This window comes from Gordonia polyisoprenivorans, from assembly GCF_017654315.1.
In the GTDB taxonomy this organism is placed as follows: Bacteria; Actinomycetota; Actinomycetes; order Mycobacteriales; family Mycobacteriaceae; genus Gordonia; species Gordonia polyisoprenivorans_A.
The window spans coordinates 993,216-1,013,750 of sequence record NZ_CP072203.1; the positions used below are offsets into that span (position 1 = coordinate 993,216).

Consider the following 20,535-nt stretch of genomic DNA (forward strand, 5'->3'; position numbering starts at 1 on the left):
GAAACTCCTACGGCCCGTGGGTGATCGTGGCGTGTCCCCAGTGAACCGGCCCGGGTGGTTTTAGAGTCCTGATTGCCCTGATGAGGGCGGAGAAGGGACGATGAAGAACATGGCAGGACGGAAGCGTCATTCGGCGGAGGACATCGTGCGCAAGCTGCGCCGGGCCGACGAGTTGGCCGCGGAAGGCAAGACCGGCGAGGAGATCGCCGCCGATCTCGAGGTGTCGGCGGCCACCTTGTACAACTGGCGCCGCCAGTACGGCGGTATGGACGGCGACGCCGCGAAGGAACTCAAAGAGCTGCGCGAGCAGAACAGCCGACTCAAGCGGTTGCTCGCCGATGCCGAGTTGGAGAAAGACGCGCTGCGGGAGATCGCCAGGGGAAAATTCTGAGCCCGACCGCCAAACGCGCCGCCATCGACATGCTCAAGGACGTCAAGAACATGTCAGAACGGATGGCGTGCAGGGTAGTTGGGCTTTCCCGTTCCGCCTATCGTCGGCTGCCGCAAGCGCACACCCCGGCCGATCCCGACGCCGCACTGCGCGAGCAGCTACGCACGTATGCCCGCAAGAACCCCCGGCACGGGTTCCGGCGCGCGTGGGCGCACCTGCGCTTCGACGACGGCATCGAGATCAACAAGAAGAAAGTGCATCGGTTGTGGAAAGAAGAGGGCCTGCAAGTGCGGCGCGCTCCGCGCCGCAAACGCGCCGGCCAGTCATCGGTCCCGGTCGTTGTCGCGGACGCACCGAAAGTGTTGTGGGCATTGGACTTTCAGTTCGATTCCACCGTGGATGGGAAGAAGATCAAGATCGCGTCCATGGTTGACGAACACACCCGGATGTCGTTGCTGAACATCGTGGACCGCTCGATTCCGGCTGAGCGGTTGATCGAGGAGTTGGAGAAGACATTCGCGATCGCCGGTGGCCCACCGATGGTGCTGCGCATGGACAACGGCCCTCCAGTTCATCTCAGAAGCCCTGCAGGCGTTCTGTGCAGGGTCGGTCGGGATCTCCTACATTCCGCCCGGCACACCGTGGAACAACGGGTTCATCGAGTCGTTCAACAATCGGTTGCGCGACGAGTGTTTGAACCGCAACTGCTGGCCCACCCTGCTCGAGGCCCGCGTGGTCATCGACGACTTCAAAGACGACCACAACCACCGACACCGACATTCAGCGCTGGGCTACCAAACCCCGGCCGAGTACGCTGCCGGATGCACCCACCAACATCACCCCGTGGGCTGCGAGATCGACTGACGATCACAACGAGGAACCGGCTCTGGAACTACCTGGACCGGTTACCGGGGACCTGCCAGATGCGTTGTGTGATCAGATGCGTGCCCAATACGGATCGAACTGGCCGTGCATCTCGGTACCCACCAACACCTTCCAACCAACCACGAACACCCCGGCACCCGCGACCGGCGCCAACGGCGCGGGGTCAGGCGGCCCGCAGGTTGGCTCCAACATCGGGCCCGGCCCGGGCGAAGGGTGAACATCCCCGGGTTTGGTGCACACCTCTTTGTGAGGGAAGGTTGGCATCATGCCGAAGAAGTACGACGAGGCGACGCGGGCCAAGGCTGTGCGGTTGGTCGTTGAGCATCGCGGGGAGTATCCGAGTGAGTGGGCGGCGATCACCGCGACCGCAAAGCGGTTGAAGATCACCTCGGAGACATTGCGGAAGTGGGTCCGTCAACACGAGATCGATTCCGGGGACAAGCCGGGGGTGACTCGGGAAGAGGCTGCGGAGGTGCGGGCGCTCAAACGCAAGGTGTCCGAGCTGGAGGAGACAGTCGAAATCCTCAAAGCGGCAACGTCTTTCTTCGCGCGGGAGAGCGACCCGCGACATCGGTAGTGTGCGCGTTCATCGCCGAGCATTGTGCTCGGTTCGGGGTCGCTCAGATCTGTCGTGTGCTCACCGAGCACGGTGCACCGATCTCCCCGAGAACCTACTATGCGTGGCGCTCACGGCCGCTGTCGAAGCGGGCGTTGTGGGACATCACGATCACCGAGGTGCTGGCCGGCTACTACGAGCCTGACGCGGACGGTGAGCGCACACCAGAGTCGCTGTACGGGGCGGTGAAGATGTGGGCTCACCTGCGCCGTGAGGGTATCGAAGTGGCCCGGTGCACAGTGGAGCGACTGATGCGCGCCAACGGCTGGCGCGGGGTGACCAGACGCAAGAAGGTCCGCACTACGGTTGCTGACCCGGCTGCGGCGCGGGCTGCGGATCTGGTCAAACGCCAATTCGCGGTACCCGCACCGAACGTTCTGGTGGTGGCCGACTTCACCTATGTGCCGCTGGCGGATGGTTTCTTCGCGTATACGGCGTTCGTGATCGATGCGTTCGCCGGCCGGATCGTCGGCTGGGAATGCTCGCGCTCGAAGACCGACAGGTTCGTGCGGACCGCGATCCGCCACGCCGCCAACCTGCGAGAGGAGGAGGGCAATCCGATGTTGGGCAACACTATTCATCACTCGGATGCCGGGTCGCAATACACGTCCGTGCGGTGTGGGGAGACTCTCGAGTTATCGGGGCTCCTCGCCTCGATCGGCACCGTCGGCGACGCCTATGACAATGCGTTAGCCGAAACGACGATCGGGTTGTACAAAACCGAAGCGGTACGCGAGGATTCACCGTTTCGAACCGGCCCATTACGTCGGGTTGGCGACGTCGAGCACCTCACCGCCCGGTGGGTCCACTGGTACAACACCCGTCGACTGATGCACCGTCTCGGACGGATCCCACCGATAGAAGCCGAAAGGAACTACTACACTCAAGTTGTCGCCACACCCGTGGAGACACACCAGTAACCAGGTGTGCACCAAACCCGGAGCGATTCAGGGAACGGCACACCGATCGTGACCGTCCCCGGACAAGCCACCCCACAGCCGCCAGCAGGTGGTGGCAACGGCGGCTCCGGGCCGACCAACCCGAACACTGGCGGTGTCCGGCCGACAGCACCGCAATCGGTACCTCCGGGCGACAACACCGGGCAGATACCGGTGGTGCCTTCTACCGCTGTTCCTGCGGTGACGACGGTACCGGGCGCGGTCACTGCGAATCCCGAACCAGGTACCCCGCCCCATGCTCTGGATTCCGGCTCGAAACAGCCGGAGATCCCGTTGGCGGCGTGGGTGGTCGCGGGGGCGGCGGCATTCGCCGCGGCCAATCCGCGGGCACGTTCAAGGCTGTCGAGATACAGCAAGGGACTCAGGATTCCAGGCAACTACCGGACGTTGGCTGACGACGAGATCCCGTTCCCGATCACCGATGGCCGAGAGTATGCCTATCCAGACGAAGATCTTCCGATCCGTGGGGGATGGCAGGGCGATGTTCAGGTGACGGGAAATATGAGGTATTACCCCGACCCCGGGCAGAAGACCGGCACACTCACCTTTTCTGACAACGCGACACCTATCGTCTCCAACGGAGATGCTCGGATGACTCGCAACAAGGTGCGGGTCTGGGTCAACGGCAAGGATGTCACCGACCAGGCAAAGATCGAGTACACGCCCACAGGTGTGAAGGGACACATCAAGGTCAACGAACTTGATACGGTGGTTGTTCGGCATGTGTCGACGATGCAGTGGAGCGAAGGCTCGGGTAACACGCGAGTCAATCGCACATCGAATGGCGATGTCCTCGGTATTGTGAAAGTGGTCAATGATGCCGACGCGATGGATAAGGCGCTCGATATCGGCAACGGCCACGGCTTCGCCAAACACCAGGCGAGAGGCGACCTTCCCCGAGGTATTACCACGCGAGACGAGTACATCGATATGATCTACCGCACGATCCGATGGGCGCCACCTCAAGACCACAAGACACTCAGTAATAATCGGGAAGCCTGGTGGAACGGACAACGAGGCGCCGTAGTCATTTATGATCCGAACGGCGAGGGAACTGCTTTTAGTCCTTCCGCCGGACGGCGCTACTTTGATGATAAGCTCAGATAGGAGTCTTGCCTTGCATTTTAGTGACATAGAAACTCAACTGATGCAAAGCTCAGCGATTGACGGGGTGGAGGCGGCCCCTGACGAATATCTTCGTTTGACGACCGGTAATTCCAGATCCGAAGTTTGGGATGCAATTATCGGATACTTCGACGCCCTTCCGGGGCGGGAATTGTCTACTGCTCAACTGACGGAAATAATCCACTGCATGAAGCTGTCGGTGATGTTCGTTGCCGACTTCGAATACCATGCCAGGACGGGCTTCAATAAGGACGACGTGCTCGCGTTCATAGTCGCCATGGAGACTACTGGGAAACCCCCAGAGCGCTACCCAATGAATCTGAAGTAGTCGCGCGCTGGCCGGTCGTTGTTGGCTCGAGCTGCTCAGCGCTCGCGACGTTGCGTTGTCACTACGGGTCGCCCTTTCTTGCAGGTCAAGGATGTGCTGAGTGGCGGGACTGGGGTTCGAAAGCCGTGACGTTCCTTTTGCGGTCTCATGAGTCGAGGTGGATGCCTGGCGGTCGAGTGTTGGGGTCCGGACGTGACTGTTCGGTTTCGGCGATGCCAAGGGAGACGAGAAGACTGCGTTTTCGCGACCCGGTTGCTCCCACGTTTTGTGGATCTCGTGGATCGGAACAATCGATAGGTAGGCGCAGCGTGTACTGACTGACGAAAAGCAGATGCCGGTGCACTCGCTCGCCAATTCGATTGTGCAGTATGTGAGAGATGGACGTGTGCCAGAAAATGCTAGCTGCTACGGCGACCACAGGGATATGCCGGATGACTTTCGGTGGATAAAGCTGTGGCCAAATCCCCTTGGTTGGGTGTCGCGAGTCTTGGCGATTGTCATGATCGGGATGGGAATGTTTGCCATCGGACAATCAATAGTGTGGGCAACGGTATTGGTGGCGGGAGGCCTTGGGATGCTCTCGTCGGGAATCGTCTCGGAGAAACCTGCACTGGTGACTGAGGTATCGGAACTCCGCATTGGGTACAGGGTGTGGGCTCGGTCCTCGCAGGCCTATACTCTCACCGCCATCGGGGCGGTGTTTCTGTCGGCAATTGTCGGCGGTACCAGCGGGGTGATGCCGCGCATCTTTCTTTATGCCGGTGTTCCGTGCTTGTGTGCCGTTCTGTACGGGCTTGTTGCAGCTTCGGTCATTCGCTCACGAAGTTTCATTAGAATCACCGATCACACAGTATTGGTCAAGATTCGACGCGACTGCTGGCAGGTGCCGCTTACCGATTCCGTTGAACTCATCGCCGATATCGAACGGTCCGCTGGCGATCAACCGTGCATTCGGTTCAGTTGCCCACCGGGCACATCGGTCGACCTGACCGCTGCAGAGCCGAGGACCAACGTCGACACGGTCGAGCATGTGATTCGATCCAAGGACTTCACTGTGGAACCCAACGCCCTGGCGTCCACGTTGTTCTTCCTACGCTCGCACCCTGACGTCAGAGTGTCGCCGCAAGCGTTGAGTCGCATGCTCATCCCACCACCACGATCCGTCCGCCGACGTCTGGCAATCAAAGAAGCCATCGCCTATGAATGCTGATTCAGCAATACATTGCTTTGCAGGTTGCTCTGAGCCGATACCATCGGCCAGAACGTGATTGTTGGTACGCGTTCCGTCACCAATGCCGCTAGCGTGGTCTTCCTGCGGGTGATTTTGCGCTCTAATCCACACATTCGAGAAAGGGTGGTATCGAGGTGTCGAATGCATCGGAGACAGAACTGCCTGACATGTTGCTGACCAGGGCCAGGCAGAGGGGGCGGCACTTCGAGTTCGTTGACTCGCCGGAGCAGGTCGGCGGTGAGGTAGCGATTCCCGGATATTGGTTTGAGGCGCATCACGCTCCGGGGCGAGCGGGAGTGCGTATCGCAGCCGATCGCCTTCGTGAGTACCTGCCGAGGACGGCGAACGCCATCGCGGAGTTCTGCACTGACGTGAGAGTGGCAAGGTTCTCGCGGAATAAAGTTGACGACGACACGCATATTGGCCTGTTCTACATCAGCTACTACGTGCGCAAGGAAACCCACGAGCGCTGGCCATTGGCGTTGGTTGGTTCGCTCCCCAATCCAGCTCCTACCGCAGTGCCGAAGTTTTGGGACAGCGCTCCATCGAAGCTGCGCGAGTTCACCGCTGTGGTTCATGACGGACTGGTGGAGGATGACTTTTTCGACAACGGCATCGATTCGGTGGCCGATTGGATGACGATGGAGGAGTACGCGTCGCTGACCGGGGTGCTCGACGACATCGGACCAGTGACGGTTTCCGATTCCAGCTACCAGGCCGTCGACATCAGCTACGCGCCCAAGCCGCCGGAGATGGGGGTCATTGGACACAACGGCCGTCGGGTTGCCTACATGTTCGATACCCGTGATCCAGGCGGTCTGGCATGGTCGTTCGGTGACGACATGCTCATGCAACAAGATGCGCCGATCGGCGATGTACTGGACTCTGTCATTTCCACCCGGCTTGCCGCTAGTAGCGAGCATCCCTGAGCAGGGATGCTGATTGTCGCCGAACTCGTCAACGGCGGGCCGCGTCTCAGCGTTTTGACACATTCTCCGATCAGCGAAAGATGACATTTCAATGACATCCTCATCGGGACTTGATATTCCACAGTTGTTCCGAGCGATACGTCGCGCCAACGGGCGGCACTTCGAGTTCGTTGACTCTCCCGAGCAGGCCGGCGGCGATGTTGCGATTCCGCAGTACTGGTTCGATGCACACCACGCACCTGGTCGGGCAGGAGTGCGTGTCGCTGCCGATCGTCTTCGCGAGTACCTGCCCAGGATGGCGAACGCCATCGCAGAGTTCGGCACTCATGTTCGGGTTGCGCAGTTCTCGCGGCCGGGCAGCGAGAACCTGGAGATCGGCCTGTTCTACTTCAGTTTCTATGTGCGGAAGGAGACTGGGGAGCATCGGCCGATTGCGAAAGTGGGCTTGCTTCCCAATCTGAATCCCGCCGCGGTGCCAACATTCTGGGACAGTGTGCCCGTCCGTCTGCGCCAGTTCACATCGTCGCTCCACGACGGACTTCTCGCCGATCACTGGTTCGACAACGGCATCGATTCGGTCGCCGATTGGATGACGATGGAAGAATATGCCTCGCTGACGGGCGTGCTCGACGATATCGGGCCGATCACTGTTACGAACTCCGACAACGTGCCCGTGAGTATCGGTGACGCGCCCACACCGCTCGAGATGGGTGTCATCGGGCATAACGGTCGTCGAGTGGCTTACATGTTCGATACTCGTGATCCGGGCAGCCTGGCGTGGTCGTTTGGTGATGACATGCTCATGCAAGAGGACACTCCGATCGTCGAACTCCTCGACTCGATCATGGCTATTCGTCTCGCCGACAGCAGTGAGCACCCCTAGGTGATGGCAACTGACCCGCGGCTTCGTCCCGGCGCGATCAGCACTTGAAGCAGGTGCGATACCGGACTCGATCGGCGGCGAGTCACGCCTCAAAGGCTTTCGCTGACTTGGCCGCCATGTGCTCGTCACTGTTTACGCAGGTCAAGGATGCGTTGCATGGCGAGCCGAGGCTCGAGAAGCCATGACGTTCCCTCCGCCGGTCGACGTCGTCGTATCCGCACGTTGTAGCAGAACGTTCGCCCATGGCGTGACCTTCTGCTACATCTCGCCTCGTGGTGGGCTGCATCCCGCACGTGTGTGCCACAATCCGCGAGTGCACTCGATACGCAGGCGGGAACTGGCGCTGGCAATGGTGTTGGCGGCGATCGCCGGCTACCTCGACGCCGTCGGCTTCCTGCATCTCGGTGGCTTCTTCGTGTCCTTCATGAGCGGCAACACCACCAGGGCGGCCGCGAATGCCGCCTCCGGTGACTGGGTGCAGGCCGGGCGGGCCGCCGGGCTGATCGGGCTGTTCTTCTTCGGCGTCGTCGCCGGGTCGGTGCTGTCACGCTTCGCGCACGGCAGAGTGGTGGTGTTGTGGGCGACCACGGGGATCGTCGGTTGCTCCGCCCTCGCCCAGTCGCTGGGTGTCGGAGTGCCTGCGATCCTGGTGATCTCGGTGGCGATGGGCGTGCTCAACGCCACGTTTCAGCGCGGAGGCGAGGTGTCGATCGGGTTGACCTACATGACCGGAACCCTGGTCAAGGCCGGGCAGCGGCTGGTGGACGGCTTCTTCGGTGGGTCCCGCACCGCGTGGTTGCGTTACCTGGCGATGTGGATTGCCTTGTCCGCCGGAGCCATTGCCGGTGCATACGCGTACACCCGCATTCCCGACGCGGTGCTCTGGATCGCTGCGGGCGGACTCCTGCTGGCCACGTCGGTGACCACGATCGTGCGGCGACGCTCACTGCTCGTGGAGTCGGACGATGAAAAGTAATACATAACATAATGATTCGGCGGAAACGCATCGGTCCTCGCTGAATCAGGGTTGCGGTGGACCTGAAGGGTTGGCGCGTCACCCGACCCGACGAGACGGATCGGGCGACGCCGAGTCGCCGTACTAGTCGACGCTGCCGGTGCAGGTCGCCGATGCGTACGGACCCGTCGCGGTCTGTGTGTACTTCACCTGGTCGCCGACGATGATCTCGCACTTGGTCGACGCGGTATCGGACTCGTCATTGGTGACGGTGAGCGATGCTGCCTTCGCGAAGCCTGTGACGGTGACCTTCTTTTCCCAGGGAAGCGTGACATTCGTCGCCTGCGCGATGTTGAAGTCCTTGTCGGTCCAGGTGATCGACGCAGTTCCGGTACCGCTCACGCGATACGTGACCTCGACCTCCTTCTTCGACTGCTTGTCGACCTCGTTGGCTGCAGTGCCCACGAGAGCAACGCAACCGCCGATGATGAGAACGAACACGAGGATGACGCCACCGAGAATCCACGGCCAGATCTTCCGCTTCTTCGGCGGTGGCTGAGGCGGGTAGGGGTATGGCTGCTGGCCGTAGGGCTGTTGTCCGTATGGCTGCTGGGGCTCATACGGGTTGGGGTCGCCGCTGCCGGGCGGGGGAGGGGTGGTCACTGCGACGGACTCCTTTGAACGCTGATGCAGGTAAAGGGACCGTAATCAAATGCTGTCTGAGATCAGGGCCGTTCGGCTTACGAATCGTCCGGCCGGAGGACAGCGTGGCAGAACTCAGAACCCCGTCCCCGTGAGCCTTTCGGCCGCCTCCCAAAGCCGGCCGGCGAGCGTGAAATCGCAGGCCGTGGCGGAGCGGCCGAACAGCACCGGCCGCCCGCGCAGCGCGCCGATGCCGTCGACGCCGACGTAGCTCCCGGTCGCGATCGGCTGGGTGAGGCAGTAGATCGTGGTGGCGGCACCGGCGTCGACGTCGTTGGCGAACAGTTCGGCACCGCCGCGGACGATGCGATGCGCCAGTCCAAGGTGCGGTTTGTTGGAGATGTTGGACGCCACCCAACCGGGCGTGGTCAACATCGTCTCGATCGGCGAACCCGTTGTGCGCAAGCGCCGGTCGAGCTCCAGACCCCACAACATCACCGCGAGCTTGGATCGGGCATAGGCGCGCGGTGGGCTCCACGACGCGTCGGAGTAGTTGAGATCGTCCGGATCGATCCGCGCGGCCTTGTGGGCGTCGGACGCGACGCACACGATGCGTCGGCGGACCTGTGCGAGAAGGAGATTGGTGAAGGCGAACGGGCCGAGGAAATTGGTGCCGATGCCGAGTTCGAATCCGTCGACGGTTTGGGAGTGCGTGTGCGGGAACATGCCGGCGTTGTTGACGAGGAAGTCGATGGGCCCCTCGATGGATGCCGCGCAGTCGCGCACCGACGACAGATCCGCGAGGTCGAGCCGAACCACCGAACAGTCGCCGCCGAACTCGTCGGCGCGGCGGCGCCCCAACTCGACGTCACGGGCGGGCAGGATCACCGAGGCACCCGCGCGGGCGAGTGCACGCGCCGTCGCCAACCCCAATCCGTTGGTGGCGCCGGTGACCACCGCACGGGTCCCGTTCAGAGACGCGAGATCCAGACCCTCGAACGCATCCCGCTTTCCCTGACGGCCCACCATCACGCACTCACCTCGAGAGCGTCGTCGAGCCAGTCGAACATCCGCTCGGCGGTCACCGCCCGGCCCATCGGCTGGCAGTGCCAACTGGCGCCCTCGGCGGCGGTGAAATCGACGACGGTCGACGACGTTCCGGTCAGCATCGCAGCCAGCCGGGCCGATTGCCCGGGCCAGAACTGCTCGTGTTCGGGGGCGGTGATCAACATCGGGGTGGTGATCGCGGTGGCCGCATCGGCGTCGAGGCGGTAGCGCATGACCTCGCGCATCGTGTCGAAGTACTGCCCGTTGTGCCCATAAGGTCGTGCCCGCCACGCCCACATGCGTTGGGTTGCTTTCTGTCCGGTCAGCCCGAGGGCCATCTCCTGATCGAATCGCTTCGCCTTCGAGGGATCGTCGAGCATGCCCACCAACGATTTCGGCAGGTGTGTCGTCCACGACGCCGACACATCGATCACCCCGGGATCGACCACGGCCGCCCGATAACGGTGCTCCACGGACAACGCCTGCGGCACCCAGAAACCGGCCTGTGAAATCCCGTATACCGCAAGGCGTTGCGCGTCCACACTCGGCTGCGCGATGACGGTGTCGGTGACCGGGGTCAGCACCGCCTCCCAATCGGGGCGGAACAGCTCCGATTTCTCGAACAGCATCGACTGCTGCCCCGGGCCGTCGAACAGCACGACGTTGTATCCCCGGGTGAGTGCGGCGTGCCCGGCCGCACACCACAGAGCCGAAATCGACCCGTCGCTCCCGTTCACCAACACCAGTGTCGGGCGGGGCCGATCGTCGTCGGCGGGCCGCACCAACCAGCCGGGCATGGTGGTTCCGTCATAGGGGATGGAAAGGCGTTGTGCCGCAAAGGAGCCGGCGCCGACGAAGCCGTCCCACGCGGCGCGGTGTTCGGCGAACACCGTCATGCGTTGCGTCTCGGTACCCACCCCGTCGAGGCCGTCGAAGGCGGTCGAGAGATAGTTCGCCGCACGCAGATACGCCGACGCTGCGCTCTCTCGGTGCCCGTGGGCAAACGAGTCGCGCGCAGCGCCGGCCACCCGACGGCCCGCCGCCAGCCAGGCATCGGCCCACGCCTGCTCGTGCCCGGAGTTGAGGGCGTCGATGGTCGCGAGAACCTCCCCGGCGTCGGCGCCCCCGGATGTGCAGTAGCCGAGCAACAGTCGGACCTCGTAGTCGCGGCCCGAATCGGAATAGAAACCACGCGAGAATGCCTGATGGATCGGGTGGGTCAGCTGCATCTACCGCTCCTTCTCCGCCCCCGGATCACAGCTTACGTTCGGCGCCGGGGCGAAACGCCCTAAACTGGCGCCATGAGCACCGATGAGGTTGTCGAACAGATCCTGCGCACCTACGACACCATCACGGTGGTCGGGGCCAGTGCGAATCCGACCAAGGCCGCCAACGAGGTTCCGGAGTACATGAAGTCGAAGGGATGGCGGATCATCCCGGTCAATCCCACCGCCACCGAGATCGTCGGGGAGCAGGTGTACCCGACGCTGGCCGACGTGCCCGAACACATCGGTCTCGTCGACGTCTTCCGCCCGTCCGCCGACACCCCGGAGATCGCCCGGCAGGCCGTGGCCGCCGGCGCCACCGCACTCTGGCTGCAGTTGGGTATCGCTTCACAGGAGGCCAGGGAAATCGCCGAATCGGCCGGCCTGCTCTACGTCGAGGACCGTTGCCTCATCATCGAGCAGCGCCGCACCGGGATCACCGCGGGCGCCTGACGCTGCCGTGAGCGCCGTCGACACCTTCTGGCATTCGGGCCGGTTGCCGCTGTCGTTGCTGTTCCTCGCGTTCCTGCTGACCTTTGTCATCACCCGCACCATCACGCGGTTGATCCGCGCCGGCCGAGGTCCCTTCCACAACAATGTGCGCGGCGGCGTGCACATTCACCACGCCGTGCCGGGGCTGGTGTTGTTGTTGGTCGGTGCGGTGATGTCGGTGACCGTTGCCGGCCATCGTCCGGGCGCGCTGATCGCCGCGGTCCTCATCGGCGTCGGCGCGAGCCTGGTCCTCGACGAGTTCGCCTTGATCCTGCATCTCGGCGACGTCTACTGGAGCACCGAGGGCCAACTCTCGGTACAGGTGGTGTCGCTGACCACGGCTGTTCTCGGGCTATTGGCATTGGGCGTCAATCCCTTCGACGACACCACCGCCGCGGACAACGCGCAGCTGCACGGGAATTGGGGCGTGCTGGTGGTGCTGCCGATCCACATCGTCTGTGTCCTGGTGTGCGTCGAGAAGGGCAAGTACTCGACCGCCGCGGTCGGCGCGTTCATTCCGCCGGTCGGCTGGATCGGCGCGATCCGTCTGGCCCGACCACACTCTCGGTGGGCCGGCCGTCACTATTCACCGGCCAAAAAGGCACGGGCCGCCACGCGCGCCGCCGGATTCGACGATCGCTTCGGCAAGTGGGGACTGACCATCGAGGACTGGGTGGCGGGCAAACCGTCGAGCGGACCGCCCCCGGCCGCCGGGCCTACCATGTGAGGCATCAGTGGAGTCATCGGGTGGAGGGACATGGCGGAAGCGACAATCGGCGAACCGGAGGTGGTCGCCGGACCGGACCTCGGCGAGAACCCGTTGCTGCTGGAGCGACAGGTGTGTTTCGCCCTGGCCGTCGCCAACCGATCGGTCCTGCGCATCTATCGCCGACTGCTCGAGCCCCTCGGCCTGACCCACCCGCAATACCTGGTGATGCTCGCGCTGTGGGAGTCCTCGCCCCGCGCGGTCAAGGACCTCGGCGCGGTGCTGCAACTCGATTCGGCGACGCTCTCACCGCTACTGAAGCGGCTGGAGACCAACGGGCTGATCGAACGTCGCCGCCGTGACGACGACGAACGCAATGTCGATATCGCCCTCACCGACACCGCGTGGGCGCTGCGCGAGCAGGCGCTGTCGATCCCGCCGGCGGTCGTCGACGCCCTCGGCGTGGACCTCGCCGACCTCGAGGACCTGCACCGGGTGCTCACTCGCGTCAACGCCGCGGCGGTCCGCGCCGCGCATGCGACGGAGCCGCTCGCATGACGTGGTCCCGCCTGCCGGTGCCGCAGCCGCGCAGGGTCGCGACGGGACTGGGCTAAGGTCGCACTATGTCGGCCATCGCGATCGTTGTCATCGGCGTCATCGTTTTCGTCGCACTGTTCATCCTGATCGGCGCGATCTGGTTCGCCTGGGATTCCGACAAGCGGGTCCGGGCGTTCGCGCGGTCGACCGACCTGATCCCGGGCAAACCGAGCCGCGCCCCCGACAACTGGACGACGGCAACCTCACCGGAGGCGTTGCTGCACCGGCGGGTTCGGTACGCGATCGCCGACGTGCACCAGAATCCGGCGATCCCGCACGACAAGGCGACTCTGGCCGACCGCAACCGGCTCGACGACGCCGTCTTCGCCCTCGACGATCAGCTGATCGCGGCGGCCGATCTCGACGGCGACGACAAGACCGACCGCCTGCAACAGCTCGAGGGTGTGGTCGAACAACTCGAGGAACTGCCCCGCAAACTGTGGGAAGCGCCGTTCGAGAAACAACGCGAGGACATCGAAGCCGTCACCGCGGCGCTGCTGCGCGTCTGACCGGTGGCACTGCTGCGCGTTTGAGCGGCGGCGCCGGGTTCAGGCCTCGGCGAGATCGACCAGTGTGCGCACCGTCCGCAGGTTGCGGCCGGTCCCCGTCACCCCGAGTCCGCGGGCGATCTTCGGCACGCTCAGCGTGGTCCCGGCGACGCCCGCCGCGTAGTGGATGTGCAGTTCGGTGCCGATGAGCGCTAGTTCGTCGGCGCCGAAGTCCTTGGCCACGAAGGCTTCTGCCTTGTTGGTGTCGGGTTCACCGGTCAGGAAATAGATATGCGCGAACTTCTCTTCGCTTGCCTCGAACGGGTAGGCCTCGAGTGCGTCACGGAGTTGCGTCGCCGACCGGGCAATTACCTCACGGGAGAAGCCGAAGCGCTCCTCGATGGCGGTCTCGAGTGCACGTGCGAAGTCGTCGGCGGAGTCGGGTGGTGTGCAGATCAGATTGCCGGACGCGATATGGGTCGTCACATCGGTGGCGCCGAGTTCGGTTGCCATGGCGCGCAATTCCGCCATCGGTAGTTTTGCGCCCCCGACGTTGATCGCGCGGATGAGAAAGACCGGTCGTGCCATGCGATCAGTCTGGCACGGCGGCGGGTTCGGCAGGGGGCGGACCGACATACCGTGCGGCGGGACGGATGATCTTGCGAGAGCGGGCCTGCTCGAGGATGTTCGCACACCAACCCACGACCCGACTGACCGCGAAGGTCGGCGTGAACATCGACCGCGGCACGCCGCAGCACTCCATCACCACACCGGCATAGAACTCGACGTTGGCGTACCGCGGCTGATCGGGGTGGGCCTGTGCCAGGACCTCGGTGATGGCTGCCTCGGCGGCGATGGCCTGCTCGACGAGGGGCCCGCCGAGTTCACCGGCAATGTCCCGCAACATCATTGCGCGCGGATCAGCAGTGCGATAGACGGCATGCCCGAACCCCATGATGCGCCGGTGCTCGTCGATCTGACGACGGGCCCACTCGGCGGGGTCTCCGAACGCGGCGATCTCGTCCAGCGCATCGAGTGCGCGATCGGGTGCACCACCGTGCAGCGGCCCCGAGAACGAACCGATGGCCCCGCACACCGCCGCGACGACGTCGGCGCCGGTGGAGGCGATGACCCGGGCGGTGAACGTCGATGCGTTGAAACCGTGGTCGATCGTGGCGATCAGATAGTGCTCGATGGCCCGCACGTGCTCCTGCGTCGGCTCCCGACCGGATATCAGGTACAGCCAGTTGGCCGCCGCGGACAGGTCGCGGCGCGGCTGCAGCGGCTCCTCACCGGCACGGATGCGGGCGAGCGCACCGAGGATCGTCGGGGTGAGGGCGGCCACCCGAATGGCGTCGGTGCGGCGCTGTTCGTCATCGCTGTCCCAGAGCGGCCGGACCCCGGTCGCGCTGCCCGCCGCCGAGAGCACGGTGCGCAGCCCCGACAACGAGTCCCGCTCACCACCGAGCAGCGCCGCCGTGGTGAGGATGCCCCCGACCTCGGGCGGCAGCACCGACATCCGGTGCACCACCTCGACGAAATCGTCGAGTTCGGCGGCACTCGGCAGATGGCCGTACAGGAACAGGAACCACACCTCCTCGAATGAGCGGGTGCGCGCCAACTCGATCGCCGAGTACTGGCGGTAGTGGTAGAAGCCCTCGGCGCCACGCACGTCGCCGATCTCGGTGTCGGCGACGACGAGGTCGTGTAGCCCCGGCGGGGCGATCAGTGGTTCGGTCATCACAACTCCTGACGCTGCTGGAGACCGCTCCGTCGGCGGCTCCGTGCTCTCAGGGTGGCGAGGTTGAGCGGTGTGGTCAATGTTGATTCAATCAATGTGTGACCCGCCCGCACACCCGCCGATTCCCGACACCCATCCGGCACGACGGGCGCGACTACCTGACCACCGAGCAGGTCGCGAAGGTGTTGGGCGTCAAGCTCTCCACCGTCTACGCCTACGTCAGCCGCGGGCGCCTGCACAGTTCCCGCATCGCCGGATACGACGGCAGTATGTTCGCCGTCGACGAGGTCGACGGGCTCCTGCAGGGCTCGCGACATCGGCCGCCGGCCGGCGTCGCCGAACGCATCCGCACCCAGCTGACCTATCTGCACGACGATCGGCTGCACTATCGTGGCCACGACGTCGCCGACCTCGCCCGCACGACGAGCTATGAGGATGTCGCCCAATTGCTCTGGGGCGAACCGTGGAATGAGGCCGCGCCCGCGCGGGGGAATGAGGCCGCGCCCGCGCGGGGGATCGGTGCGGCGGTGCGACGTGTCGCCGGAACCAACTCGCGCGGGCTGGACCGGATCCGGCTCACCGTCGACCTGCTCGGGGCTCGAGACCCGTTGCGCCATCACATCGAACCCGCAGCCGTCACCGAGAAGGCCACCCGCGTCCTCGTCACCGCCGTCGACGCACTGGCCCCCGGGCCGTCGACAGAAGAATTGGAATCGGAAGGTTCACTGGCACAAAGACTGTGGCCACGCCTGACCGACGAACCCGCGACACCACGCGCGGTCAAGGTGCTCAACGCCGCACTGGTCGCGCTCGCCGACCACGACCTGGCCGCAGGCACCGTCGCCGCGCGGGTCGCGGCCAGCGCACGGGGCAGCGTCTACGCCGTCGTCGGCGCCGGACTCGGTGCCTTCGACGGCCCGATGCACGGTGGCGCAACCACATTGGCCTACCGATTCCTCGCCGACGCCCTCGACGACCCGACCGCGGCCATCGCCGACGCCCTCTATGCAGACACCCACATCCCCGGGACCGGCCACGTGATCTACCGGGCCAGCGATCCCCGGGCGACGGTTCTGCTGGAGATGCTGGCGCGCAGCGGTGGTGGTGATCGACGCGTGCAGCCTGCGGTCGCCGCCATCGTCGACGCCGTCGGGCCGTCGACCTTCGTCAACTCCGACCTGGCTCTGGCGGCACTGGCGTTGCGGTACCGGATGCGTCCGGACGCCGCCGAGACGATCTTCGCACTGGCACGGATCGCGGGCTGGATCGCGCATGCGCTCGAGGAATACCAGGCGCCGCGGCTACGGTTTCGCCCCGAGGGCGTCTACACCGGGGTGCGACCGGGCGGGGGCCACGCCACCTGAGCAGTTCAGATGTGCGGTTGCGGGGAGGCGACGGCGAAGGTCCGCCGGAACGGCAGCGGCGTCCCCCAGGGCCGCGACGGGAACGCCGCACGCAGACGCGCCTTGTACTCGTCGGTGAAGCCGTCGACGAGGTCGTCGGGCAGACCTTGCAGGAACGGACGCGCGCCGGTCCCGGAAATCCACTCGAACACCGGGTCCTCGCCGTCGAGGACGTGCAGGTAGGTCGTCTCCCAGGCGTCGACGGAGTAGCCGCGGTCGGCGAAGAACTCCAGGTACTCCTGCGGACCGGTGGTCGGCAGCCGCCGCACATCGTGCAGGTGCTCGGTGTAGGGCTCCTCGCGGGAGAGTTCGTCGAGCAACGTGTGGGTGGCCGAACTCGCGTTGTTGGGGACCTGCACGGCGAAGGCGCCGCCGGGCGTCAGATGGTCGAGGAGGTCGCCGATCACCGAGAACTGGTCGGGGACCCATTGGAACATCGCGTTGGAGACGATCAGGTCGACCGGTTCGTACGGCTTCCAGGTGGTGACGTCGTGGACGTCGTAGTTGGCGTCGGGATCGGAATTGGAGCGCAGCGCCTCGTCGATCATTTCCGCCGACGAATCGATACCGAGGATGTGCGCGTCGGGCCAGCGTGCACGCAGATAGCGGGTGAGGTGGCCGGGCCCGCAGCCGAGGTCGATGATCGTGGCGGGCTCGATCGGGACGCGCGCGATGAGGTCGAGAAATGGTCGCGAGCGGGCGTCGGCGAACTGGAGATAGCGCGTCGGATCCCAGACAGGCATGTCTCCACCCTAGTCGTTTCGTGCAAGCGTTGCGTGTCTCGTAATCTCGGAGGAATGGCGAACGATCCTGACACGGCCCCCGGTTCCGACGATGTCGTGGAGATCTCCACCGATGGCGCCTGCCTGGGTAATCCGGGTCCCGGTGGATGGGGAGCGGTGTTGCGGTACAAGGGCACCGAGAAGGAGATCTCCGGCTCGGCGCCCGACACCACCAACAACAAGATGGAGTTGCAGGCGGCGATCGAGGGCCTCGCCGCGCTGAAGCGGCCGTCGACGGTGATCCTCTACACCGACTCCAGCTACGTGCGCAACGGCATCATGAAGTGGGTCGCCGGCTGGCAGCGCAACGGCTGGAAGACCGCCGACAAGAAGCCGGTGAAGAACGCCGACCTGTGGAAGCGTCTGATCGACGAGGAGAAGCGGCACCAGGTGGAGTGGCGCTGGGTCAAGGGCCACAACGGTGATCACTACAACGAGATCGCCGACCGCCTCGCGACCTCGGCGGCCCGCGAGATCGCGCAGGTGCGCTCGTGACCACGCGGGTGCCGGTGGCCGTCGAACCGACCCGTGACGAGCACGTCGTCGCCGCCGTCGAGGAGGCGGGCGGAGAAATCGTCGGACTCGACGAGGCGCGGGTGCTGGTCTGGCTCGGCGACCCCGACGGCTTCCCCGCGCTGCCCGACGCCGTCGAGTGGGTGGCGCTCAAGACGGCCGGGATCGAGGGGTTCGTCAACGCCGGGGTACTCGACGACAAGCGGACCTGGACCAACGCGTCGGGCTTCTACGCCGAGAACGTCGCCGAGCACGCGCTGGCGCTGCTGCTCACCGGGCTGCGACAGATCCACACGTCGATTCGCGACCACTGGGACAAAGAACCCATCGACACCGCGGTGCGCACGTTGCGCGGTGCGACGGTGGCGATCGTGGGCGCGGGCGGAATCGGTGCGTCGCTGACGCCGCGACTCAAGGCCGGTGGCGCGCGGGTGCTCGCGGTCAACCGGTCGGGCCGACCGGTCGAGGGCGCCGACGAGACGCTGCCGTCGTCGCGGATGGACGAGGTGTGGCGTCGCACCGACCACGTCGTGCTCGCGGCGCCGTCGACGCCGGAAACCCACCACCTGATCAACGCCGAGAGTCTGGCCGCGCTGCCGGCGCACTGCTGGATCGTCAATGTCGCGCGTGGGCCCCTCGTTGATCAACAAGCCCTCTATTGGGCACTGCGCGGTGGTGAGATTGCCGGTGCCGCACTCGATGTCACCGATCCTGAGCCGCCGGCCGCCGACGACCCGCTGTGGTCGTTGCCCAACTGCATCATCACCCCGCACATCGCGAACCCGTCGTCGGGGCTGACGCGGGAACTCGCGCCGTGGGTGGCTGAGAATCTCCGGCGGTTCGTCGCCGGGGAAGAGTTGATCTCCACGGTGTCGGCCGACCGCGACTACTGAGTCGCCGGCCGCGGCCCAAGAGGCCCAAGAGTAGGGGAAGACCGTTCTTCCCCTACTTTCCGGTTCCTCCCCCAGAGATTTCCGCCGGAAGAACGAAAACCCCGCGGAAGAGTGTTCAGCGTTCGGCCTTGCCTTCGAGCGCGCTCAAAGGCCTAGCGTTGCTGCCATGAGCACAGAACACCTGATGCGCAAGGCCCTCGACGCGCTCGGCGGCCTCGACGGACCGCTGTCGGTGGAGGTGATCCACTCCCTCGTTGGCCTCGACGAGATCGCCGAACCGATGAGCGTCGCGCAGGCCGCCGACGCGCTCGACATCTCGCCGCACACCCTGCGCTACTACGAGCGCATCGGGCTCGTCGAGGTACCCCGCGACGCCGTCGGCAACCGGATCTACGACGCCGACGCGATGCGCCGACTCGTCTTCTTGACCCGGATGCGGTTGTCCGGCATGGCAATCCGAGATCTCCAGCACTACGTCGAGCTCGTCGACGCCGGAGACGACACCGTCGATGAACGCCTCGACATGTTGCTCGAACACCGCGACACCATCCGCAGACAGATCGCCGAACTGACGCTGTCCCTCGCGGCCACCGAATACAAGATCGCCACCTATGGAGGAAGGACCCAACCATGACCCCCCGCGCTCCCCGCCGCATCGGCTCCCTCGAGGTCTCCGGCATCGGATTGGGCTGTATGGGAATGAGTTTCGCCTACGGCCCGGCCGACCAGGACGAAGCACTCGCCACCCTGCACCACGCTCTCGACACCGGGATCACCCTGCTCGACACCGCCGACATGTACGGTGGCGGCGCCAACGAGAAGCTGCTGTCGATGGTGCTCGCCGATCGCCGCGACGAGATCGTCCTCGCCACCAAGTTCGGGATTCTCACCGATCCCGACACCGGATTGCCCAGCGGTGTCGACGGGTCACCCGACTACGTCCGACGCTGTGTCGACGCGTCGCTGCAGCGCCTGGGCGTCGACGTCATCGACCTCTACTACCTGCACCGAGTGGACCCGACCCGGCCGATCGAGGAGACCGTCGGCGCGATGGCCGACCTCGTGGCCGCGGGCAAGGTCCGCGAACTCGGCCTCAGTGAGGCTGGCGCCGACACCCTCCGGCGAGCGTCGGCCGTGCATCCGATCGCCGCTCTGCAATCGGAGTGGTCGCTGTTCAGCCGCGACATCGAGACCTCCGACGTACCGGCGGCGCGTGAACTCGGTGTGACCGTGGTGCCCTACAGTCCGCTCGGTCGCGGCATGCTCACCGGCTCGGCGGCCGCCGCCGCACCCGGCGCGGGTGACTTTCGCGCCACCTTGCCGCGCTGGCAGGCCGAGAACCTCGACCACAACCTCGCCCTCGTCCACGAGATCGGATCGGTTGCAAGCGAAGTCGACGCGACAGCCGGGCAGGTCGCGCTGGCCTGGCTGCTCGCCCAGGGCGACGACGTCGTACCGATCCCGGGCACCAAGCGCCGCACCTACCTCGACGAGAACATCGGCGCGCTGTCGGTGACGCTCACCGCCGAGCAACTCGATCGCCTCTCGGCGTTGCGTCCGGCGGGAGAACGTTATCCCGACATGAGTTGGGTGGCCGGTGCGTCGGCCTGATCAAGCGGGCAAAAAGGTAGGGGAGGAATGTTCTTCCTGAAGCATTTCGTTCG

At 64.8% G+C, this 20,535-nt stretch carries 22 protein-coding genes and 1 pseudogene; 17 read left to right on the plus strand and 6 right to left on the minus strand.

Features of this window, described 5'->3' with window-relative positions:
- Positions 1-109: 109 nt before the first annotated feature.
- From J6U32_RS04515 to J6U32_RS04550, 8 genes and pseudogenes are all read left to right on the plus strand, one after another.
- Positions 110-1,255 (plus strand): annotated as a pseudogene (locus J6U32_RS04515) (IS3 family transposase).
- Positions 1,256-1,541: 286 nt separating this feature from the next.
- A protein-coding gene (locus J6U32_RS04520) for an IS3 family transposase (RefSeq protein WP_208793729.1) occupies positions 1,542-2,812 on the plus strand; the annotation gives its coding sequence in 2 pieces (ribosomal slippage) (positions 1,542-1,815 and positions 1,815-2,812; 1,272 coding nt in all).
- A gap of 48 nt (positions 2,813-2,860) precedes the next feature.
- Positions 2,861-3,958 carry a hypothetical protein gene (locus tag J6U32_RS04525; RefSeq protein WP_208793730.1) on the plus strand — a complete coding sequence of 366 codons (1,098 nt, stop codon included), beginning with the start codon at positions 2,861-2,863 and terminating at the stop codon, positions 3,956-3,958.
- A 40-nt stretch (positions 3,959-3,998) separates the two neighbouring features.
- The gene (locus J6U32_RS04530; protein WP_208793731.1) at positions 3,999-4,304 is read left to right on the plus strand and encodes a hypothetical protein; all 306 of its coding nucleotides are present in this window, start codon (positions 3,999-4,001) and stop codon (positions 4,302-4,304) included.
- A 337-nt stretch (positions 4,305-4,641) separates the two neighbouring features.
- Positions 4,642-5,514, plus strand: a complete 873-nt coding sequence (locus J6U32_RS04535) for a hypothetical protein (RefSeq protein WP_208793732.1) — start codon at positions 4,642-4,644, stop codon at positions 5,512-5,514.
- Positions 5,515-5,669: 155 nt separating this feature from the next.
- Positions 5,670-6,464 carry a hypothetical protein gene (locus J6U32_RS04540; protein ID WP_208793733.1) on the plus strand — a complete coding sequence of 265 codons (795 nt, stop codon included), beginning with the start codon at positions 5,670-5,672 and terminating at the stop codon, positions 6,462-6,464.
- Positions 6,465-6,555: 91 nt separating this feature from the next.
- Entirely contained in the window at positions 6,556-7,347 is a 792-nt protein-coding gene (locus tag J6U32_RS04545; RefSeq protein ID WP_208793734.1) for a hypothetical protein, read from the plus strand.
- A 337-nt stretch (positions 7,348-7,684) separates the two neighbouring features.
- On the plus strand, positions 7,685-8,323 hold the full coding sequence (locus J6U32_RS04550; protein WP_208795952.1) for a YoaK family protein: 639 nt from the start codon (positions 7,685-7,687) through the stop codon (positions 8,321-8,323).
- Between the two features lie 123 nt (positions 8,324-8,446).
- Here the strand turns inward: J6U32_RS04550 and J6U32_RS04555 are convergent, their stop codons facing one another.
- The 3 genes from J6U32_RS04555 to J6U32_RS04565 form a co-directional block, all read right to left on the minus strand.
- A complete protein-coding gene (locus tag J6U32_RS04555) occupies positions 8,447-8,965 on the minus strand; it encodes an MmpS family transport accessory protein (RefSeq protein WP_208793735.1) in 519 nt (172 codons plus the stop codon).
- A gap of 114 nt (positions 8,966-9,079) precedes the next feature.
- A complete protein-coding gene (locus J6U32_RS04560; protein WP_208795953.1) occupies positions 9,080-9,973 on the minus strand; it encodes an SDR family NAD(P)-dependent oxidoreductase in 894 nt (297 codons plus the stop codon).
- A complete protein-coding gene (locus J6U32_RS04565) occupies positions 9,973-11,220 on the minus strand; it encodes an alpha/beta hydrolase family protein (protein ID WP_208793736.1) in 1,248 nt (415 codons plus the stop codon). The genes J6U32_RS04560 and J6U32_RS04565 overlap by 1 nt, the downstream gene beginning before the upstream one ends.
- A gap of 72 nt (positions 11,221-11,292) precedes the next feature.
- Between J6U32_RS04565 and J6U32_RS04570 the strand changes: the two genes are divergently transcribed.
- The 4 genes from J6U32_RS04570 (at position 11,293) to J6U32_RS04585 (ending at position 13,560) form a co-directional block, all read left to right on the plus strand.
- Entirely contained in the window at positions 11,293-11,709 is a 417-nt protein-coding gene (locus J6U32_RS04570; RefSeq protein ID WP_208793737.1) for a CoA-binding protein, read from the plus strand.
- Positions 11,710-11,716: 7 nt separating this feature from the next.
- A complete protein-coding gene (locus J6U32_RS04575; protein ID WP_208793738.1) occupies positions 11,717-12,475 on the plus strand; it encodes a hypothetical protein in 759 nt (252 codons plus the stop codon).
- Positions 12,476-12,505: 30 nt separating this feature from the next.
- Positions 12,506-13,012 carry a MarR family winged helix-turn-helix transcriptional regulator gene (locus J6U32_RS04580; protein ID WP_208793739.1) on the plus strand — a complete coding sequence of 169 codons (507 nt, stop codon included), beginning with the start codon at positions 12,506-12,508 and terminating at the stop codon, positions 13,010-13,012.
- A gap of 65 nt (positions 13,013-13,077) precedes the next feature.
- Positions 13,078-13,560: a hypothetical protein gene (locus J6U32_RS04585; RefSeq protein ID WP_208793740.1), complete on the plus strand. Its 483-nt coding sequence runs from the start codon at positions 13,078-13,080 to the stop codon at positions 13,558-13,560.
- Positions 13,561-13,599: 39 nt separating this feature from the next.
- Here the strand turns inward: J6U32_RS04585 and J6U32_RS04590 are convergent, their stop codons facing one another.
- Positions 13,600-14,127: a DUF1697 domain-containing protein gene (locus J6U32_RS04590; RefSeq protein ID WP_208793741.1), complete on the minus strand. Its 528-nt coding sequence runs from the start codon at positions 14,125-14,127 to the stop codon at positions 13,600-13,602.
- Between the two features lie 4 nt (positions 14,128-14,131).
- A complete protein-coding gene (locus J6U32_RS04595; RefSeq protein ID WP_208793742.1) occupies positions 14,132-15,280 on the minus strand; it encodes a citrate/2-methylcitrate synthase in 1,149 nt (382 codons plus the stop codon).
- A 98-nt stretch (positions 15,281-15,378) separates the two neighbouring features.
- Here J6U32_RS04595 and J6U32_RS04600 point away from each other — a divergent pair, with 98 nt between their 5' ends.
- Positions 15,379-16,644 carry a citrate synthase gene (locus J6U32_RS04600; protein WP_208793743.1) on the plus strand — a complete coding sequence of 422 codons (1,266 nt, stop codon included), beginning with the start codon at positions 15,379-15,381 and terminating at the stop codon, positions 16,642-16,644.
- A 5-nt stretch (positions 16,645-16,649) separates the two neighbouring features.
- Here J6U32_RS04600 and J6U32_RS04605 read toward each other — a convergent pair whose 3' ends face one another.
- Positions 16,650-17,426 carry a methyltransferase domain-containing protein gene (locus J6U32_RS04605; RefSeq protein ID WP_208793744.1) on the minus strand — a complete coding sequence of 259 codons (777 nt, stop codon included), beginning with the start codon at positions 17,424-17,426 and terminating at the stop codon, positions 16,650-16,652.
- Positions 17,427-17,480: 54 nt separating this feature from the next.
- On the opposite strand from J6U32_RS04605, the gene rnhA reads away from it, so the two are divergent.
- From rnhA to J6U32_RS04625, 4 genes are all read left to right on the plus strand, one after another.
- Entirely contained in the window at positions 17,481-17,960 is a 480-nt protein-coding gene (gene rnhA, locus J6U32_RS04610; RefSeq protein ID WP_208793745.1) for a ribonuclease HI, read from the plus strand.
- Positions 17,957-18,871: a D-isomer specific 2-hydroxyacid dehydrogenase family protein gene (locus J6U32_RS04615; RefSeq protein WP_208793746.1), complete on the plus strand. Its 915-nt coding sequence runs from the start codon at positions 17,957-17,959 to the stop codon at positions 18,869-18,871. Before rnhA ends, J6U32_RS04615 begins: the two co-directional genes overlap by 4 nt.
- A gap of 166 nt (positions 18,872-19,037) precedes the next feature.
- Positions 19,038-19,505, plus strand: coding sequence for a MerR family transcriptional regulator (locus tag J6U32_RS04620; protein ID WP_208793747.1), 468 nt, complete (start codon positions 19,038-19,040; stop codon positions 19,503-19,505).
- Positions 19,502-20,482 carry an aldo/keto reductase gene (locus tag J6U32_RS04625; protein WP_208793748.1) on the plus strand — a complete coding sequence of 327 codons (981 nt, stop codon included), beginning with the start codon at positions 19,502-19,504 and terminating at the stop codon, positions 20,480-20,482. The genes J6U32_RS04620 and J6U32_RS04625 overlap by 4 nt, the downstream gene beginning before the upstream one ends.
- Positions 20,483-20,535: the final 53 nt, after the last annotated feature.

What these genes read in the sequence shown, in the direction of transcription:
- J6U32_RS04530 (WP_208793731.1), top strand. Translation starts at nt 3,999, where the DNA reads ATGCAAAGCTCAGCGATTGACGGGGTGGAGGCGGCCCCTGACGAATAT.
- J6U32_RS04545 (WP_208793734.1), top strand. Translation starts at nt 6,556, where the DNA reads ATGACATCCTCATCGGGACTTGATATTCCACAGTTGTTCCGAGCGATA.
- J6U32_RS04560 (WP_208795953.1), bottom strand. Translation starts at nt 9,973, where the DNA reads ATGGTGGGCCGTCAGGGAAAGCGGGATGCGTTCGAGGGTCTGGATCTC.
- J6U32_RS04565 (WP_208793736.1), bottom strand. Translation starts at nt 11,220, where the DNA reads ATGCAGCTGACCCACCCGATCCATCAGGCATTCTCGCGTGGTTTCTAT.
- J6U32_RS04570 (WP_208793737.1), top strand. Translation starts at nt 11,293, where the DNA reads ATGAGCACCGATGAGGTTGTCGAACAGATCCTGCGCACCTACGACACC.
- J6U32_RS04580 (WP_208793739.1), top strand. Translation starts at nt 12,506, where the DNA reads ATGGCGGAAGCGACAATCGGCGAACCGGAGGTGGTCGCCGGACCGGAC.
- J6U32_RS04585 (WP_208793740.1), top strand. Translation starts at nt 13,078, where the DNA reads ATGTCGGCCATCGCGATCGTTGTCATCGGCGTCATCGTTTTCGTCGCA.
- J6U32_RS04590 (WP_208793741.1), bottom strand. Translation starts at nt 14,127, where the DNA reads ATGGCACGACCGGTCTTTCTCATCCGCGCGATCAACGTCGGGGGCGCA.
- J6U32_RS04595 (WP_208793742.1), bottom strand. Translation starts at nt 15,280, where the DNA reads ATGACCGAACCACTGATCGCCCCGCCGGGGCTACACGACCTCGTCGTC.
- J6U32_RS04605 (WP_208793744.1), bottom strand. Translation starts at nt 17,426, where the DNA reads ATGCCTGTCTGGGATCCGACGCGCTATCTCCAGTTCGCCGACGCCCGC.
- rnhA (WP_208793745.1), top strand. Translation starts at nt 17,481, where the DNA reads ATGGCGAACGATCCTGACACGGCCCCCGGTTCCGACGATGTCGTGGAG.
- J6U32_RS04620 (WP_208793747.1), top strand. Translation starts at nt 19,038, where the DNA reads ATGAGCACAGAACACCTGATGCGCAAGGCCCTCGACGCGCTCGGCGGC.
- J6U32_RS04625 (WP_208793748.1), top strand. Translation starts at nt 19,502, where the DNA reads ATGACCCCCCGCGCTCCCCGCCGCATCGGCTCCCTCGAGGTCTCCGGC.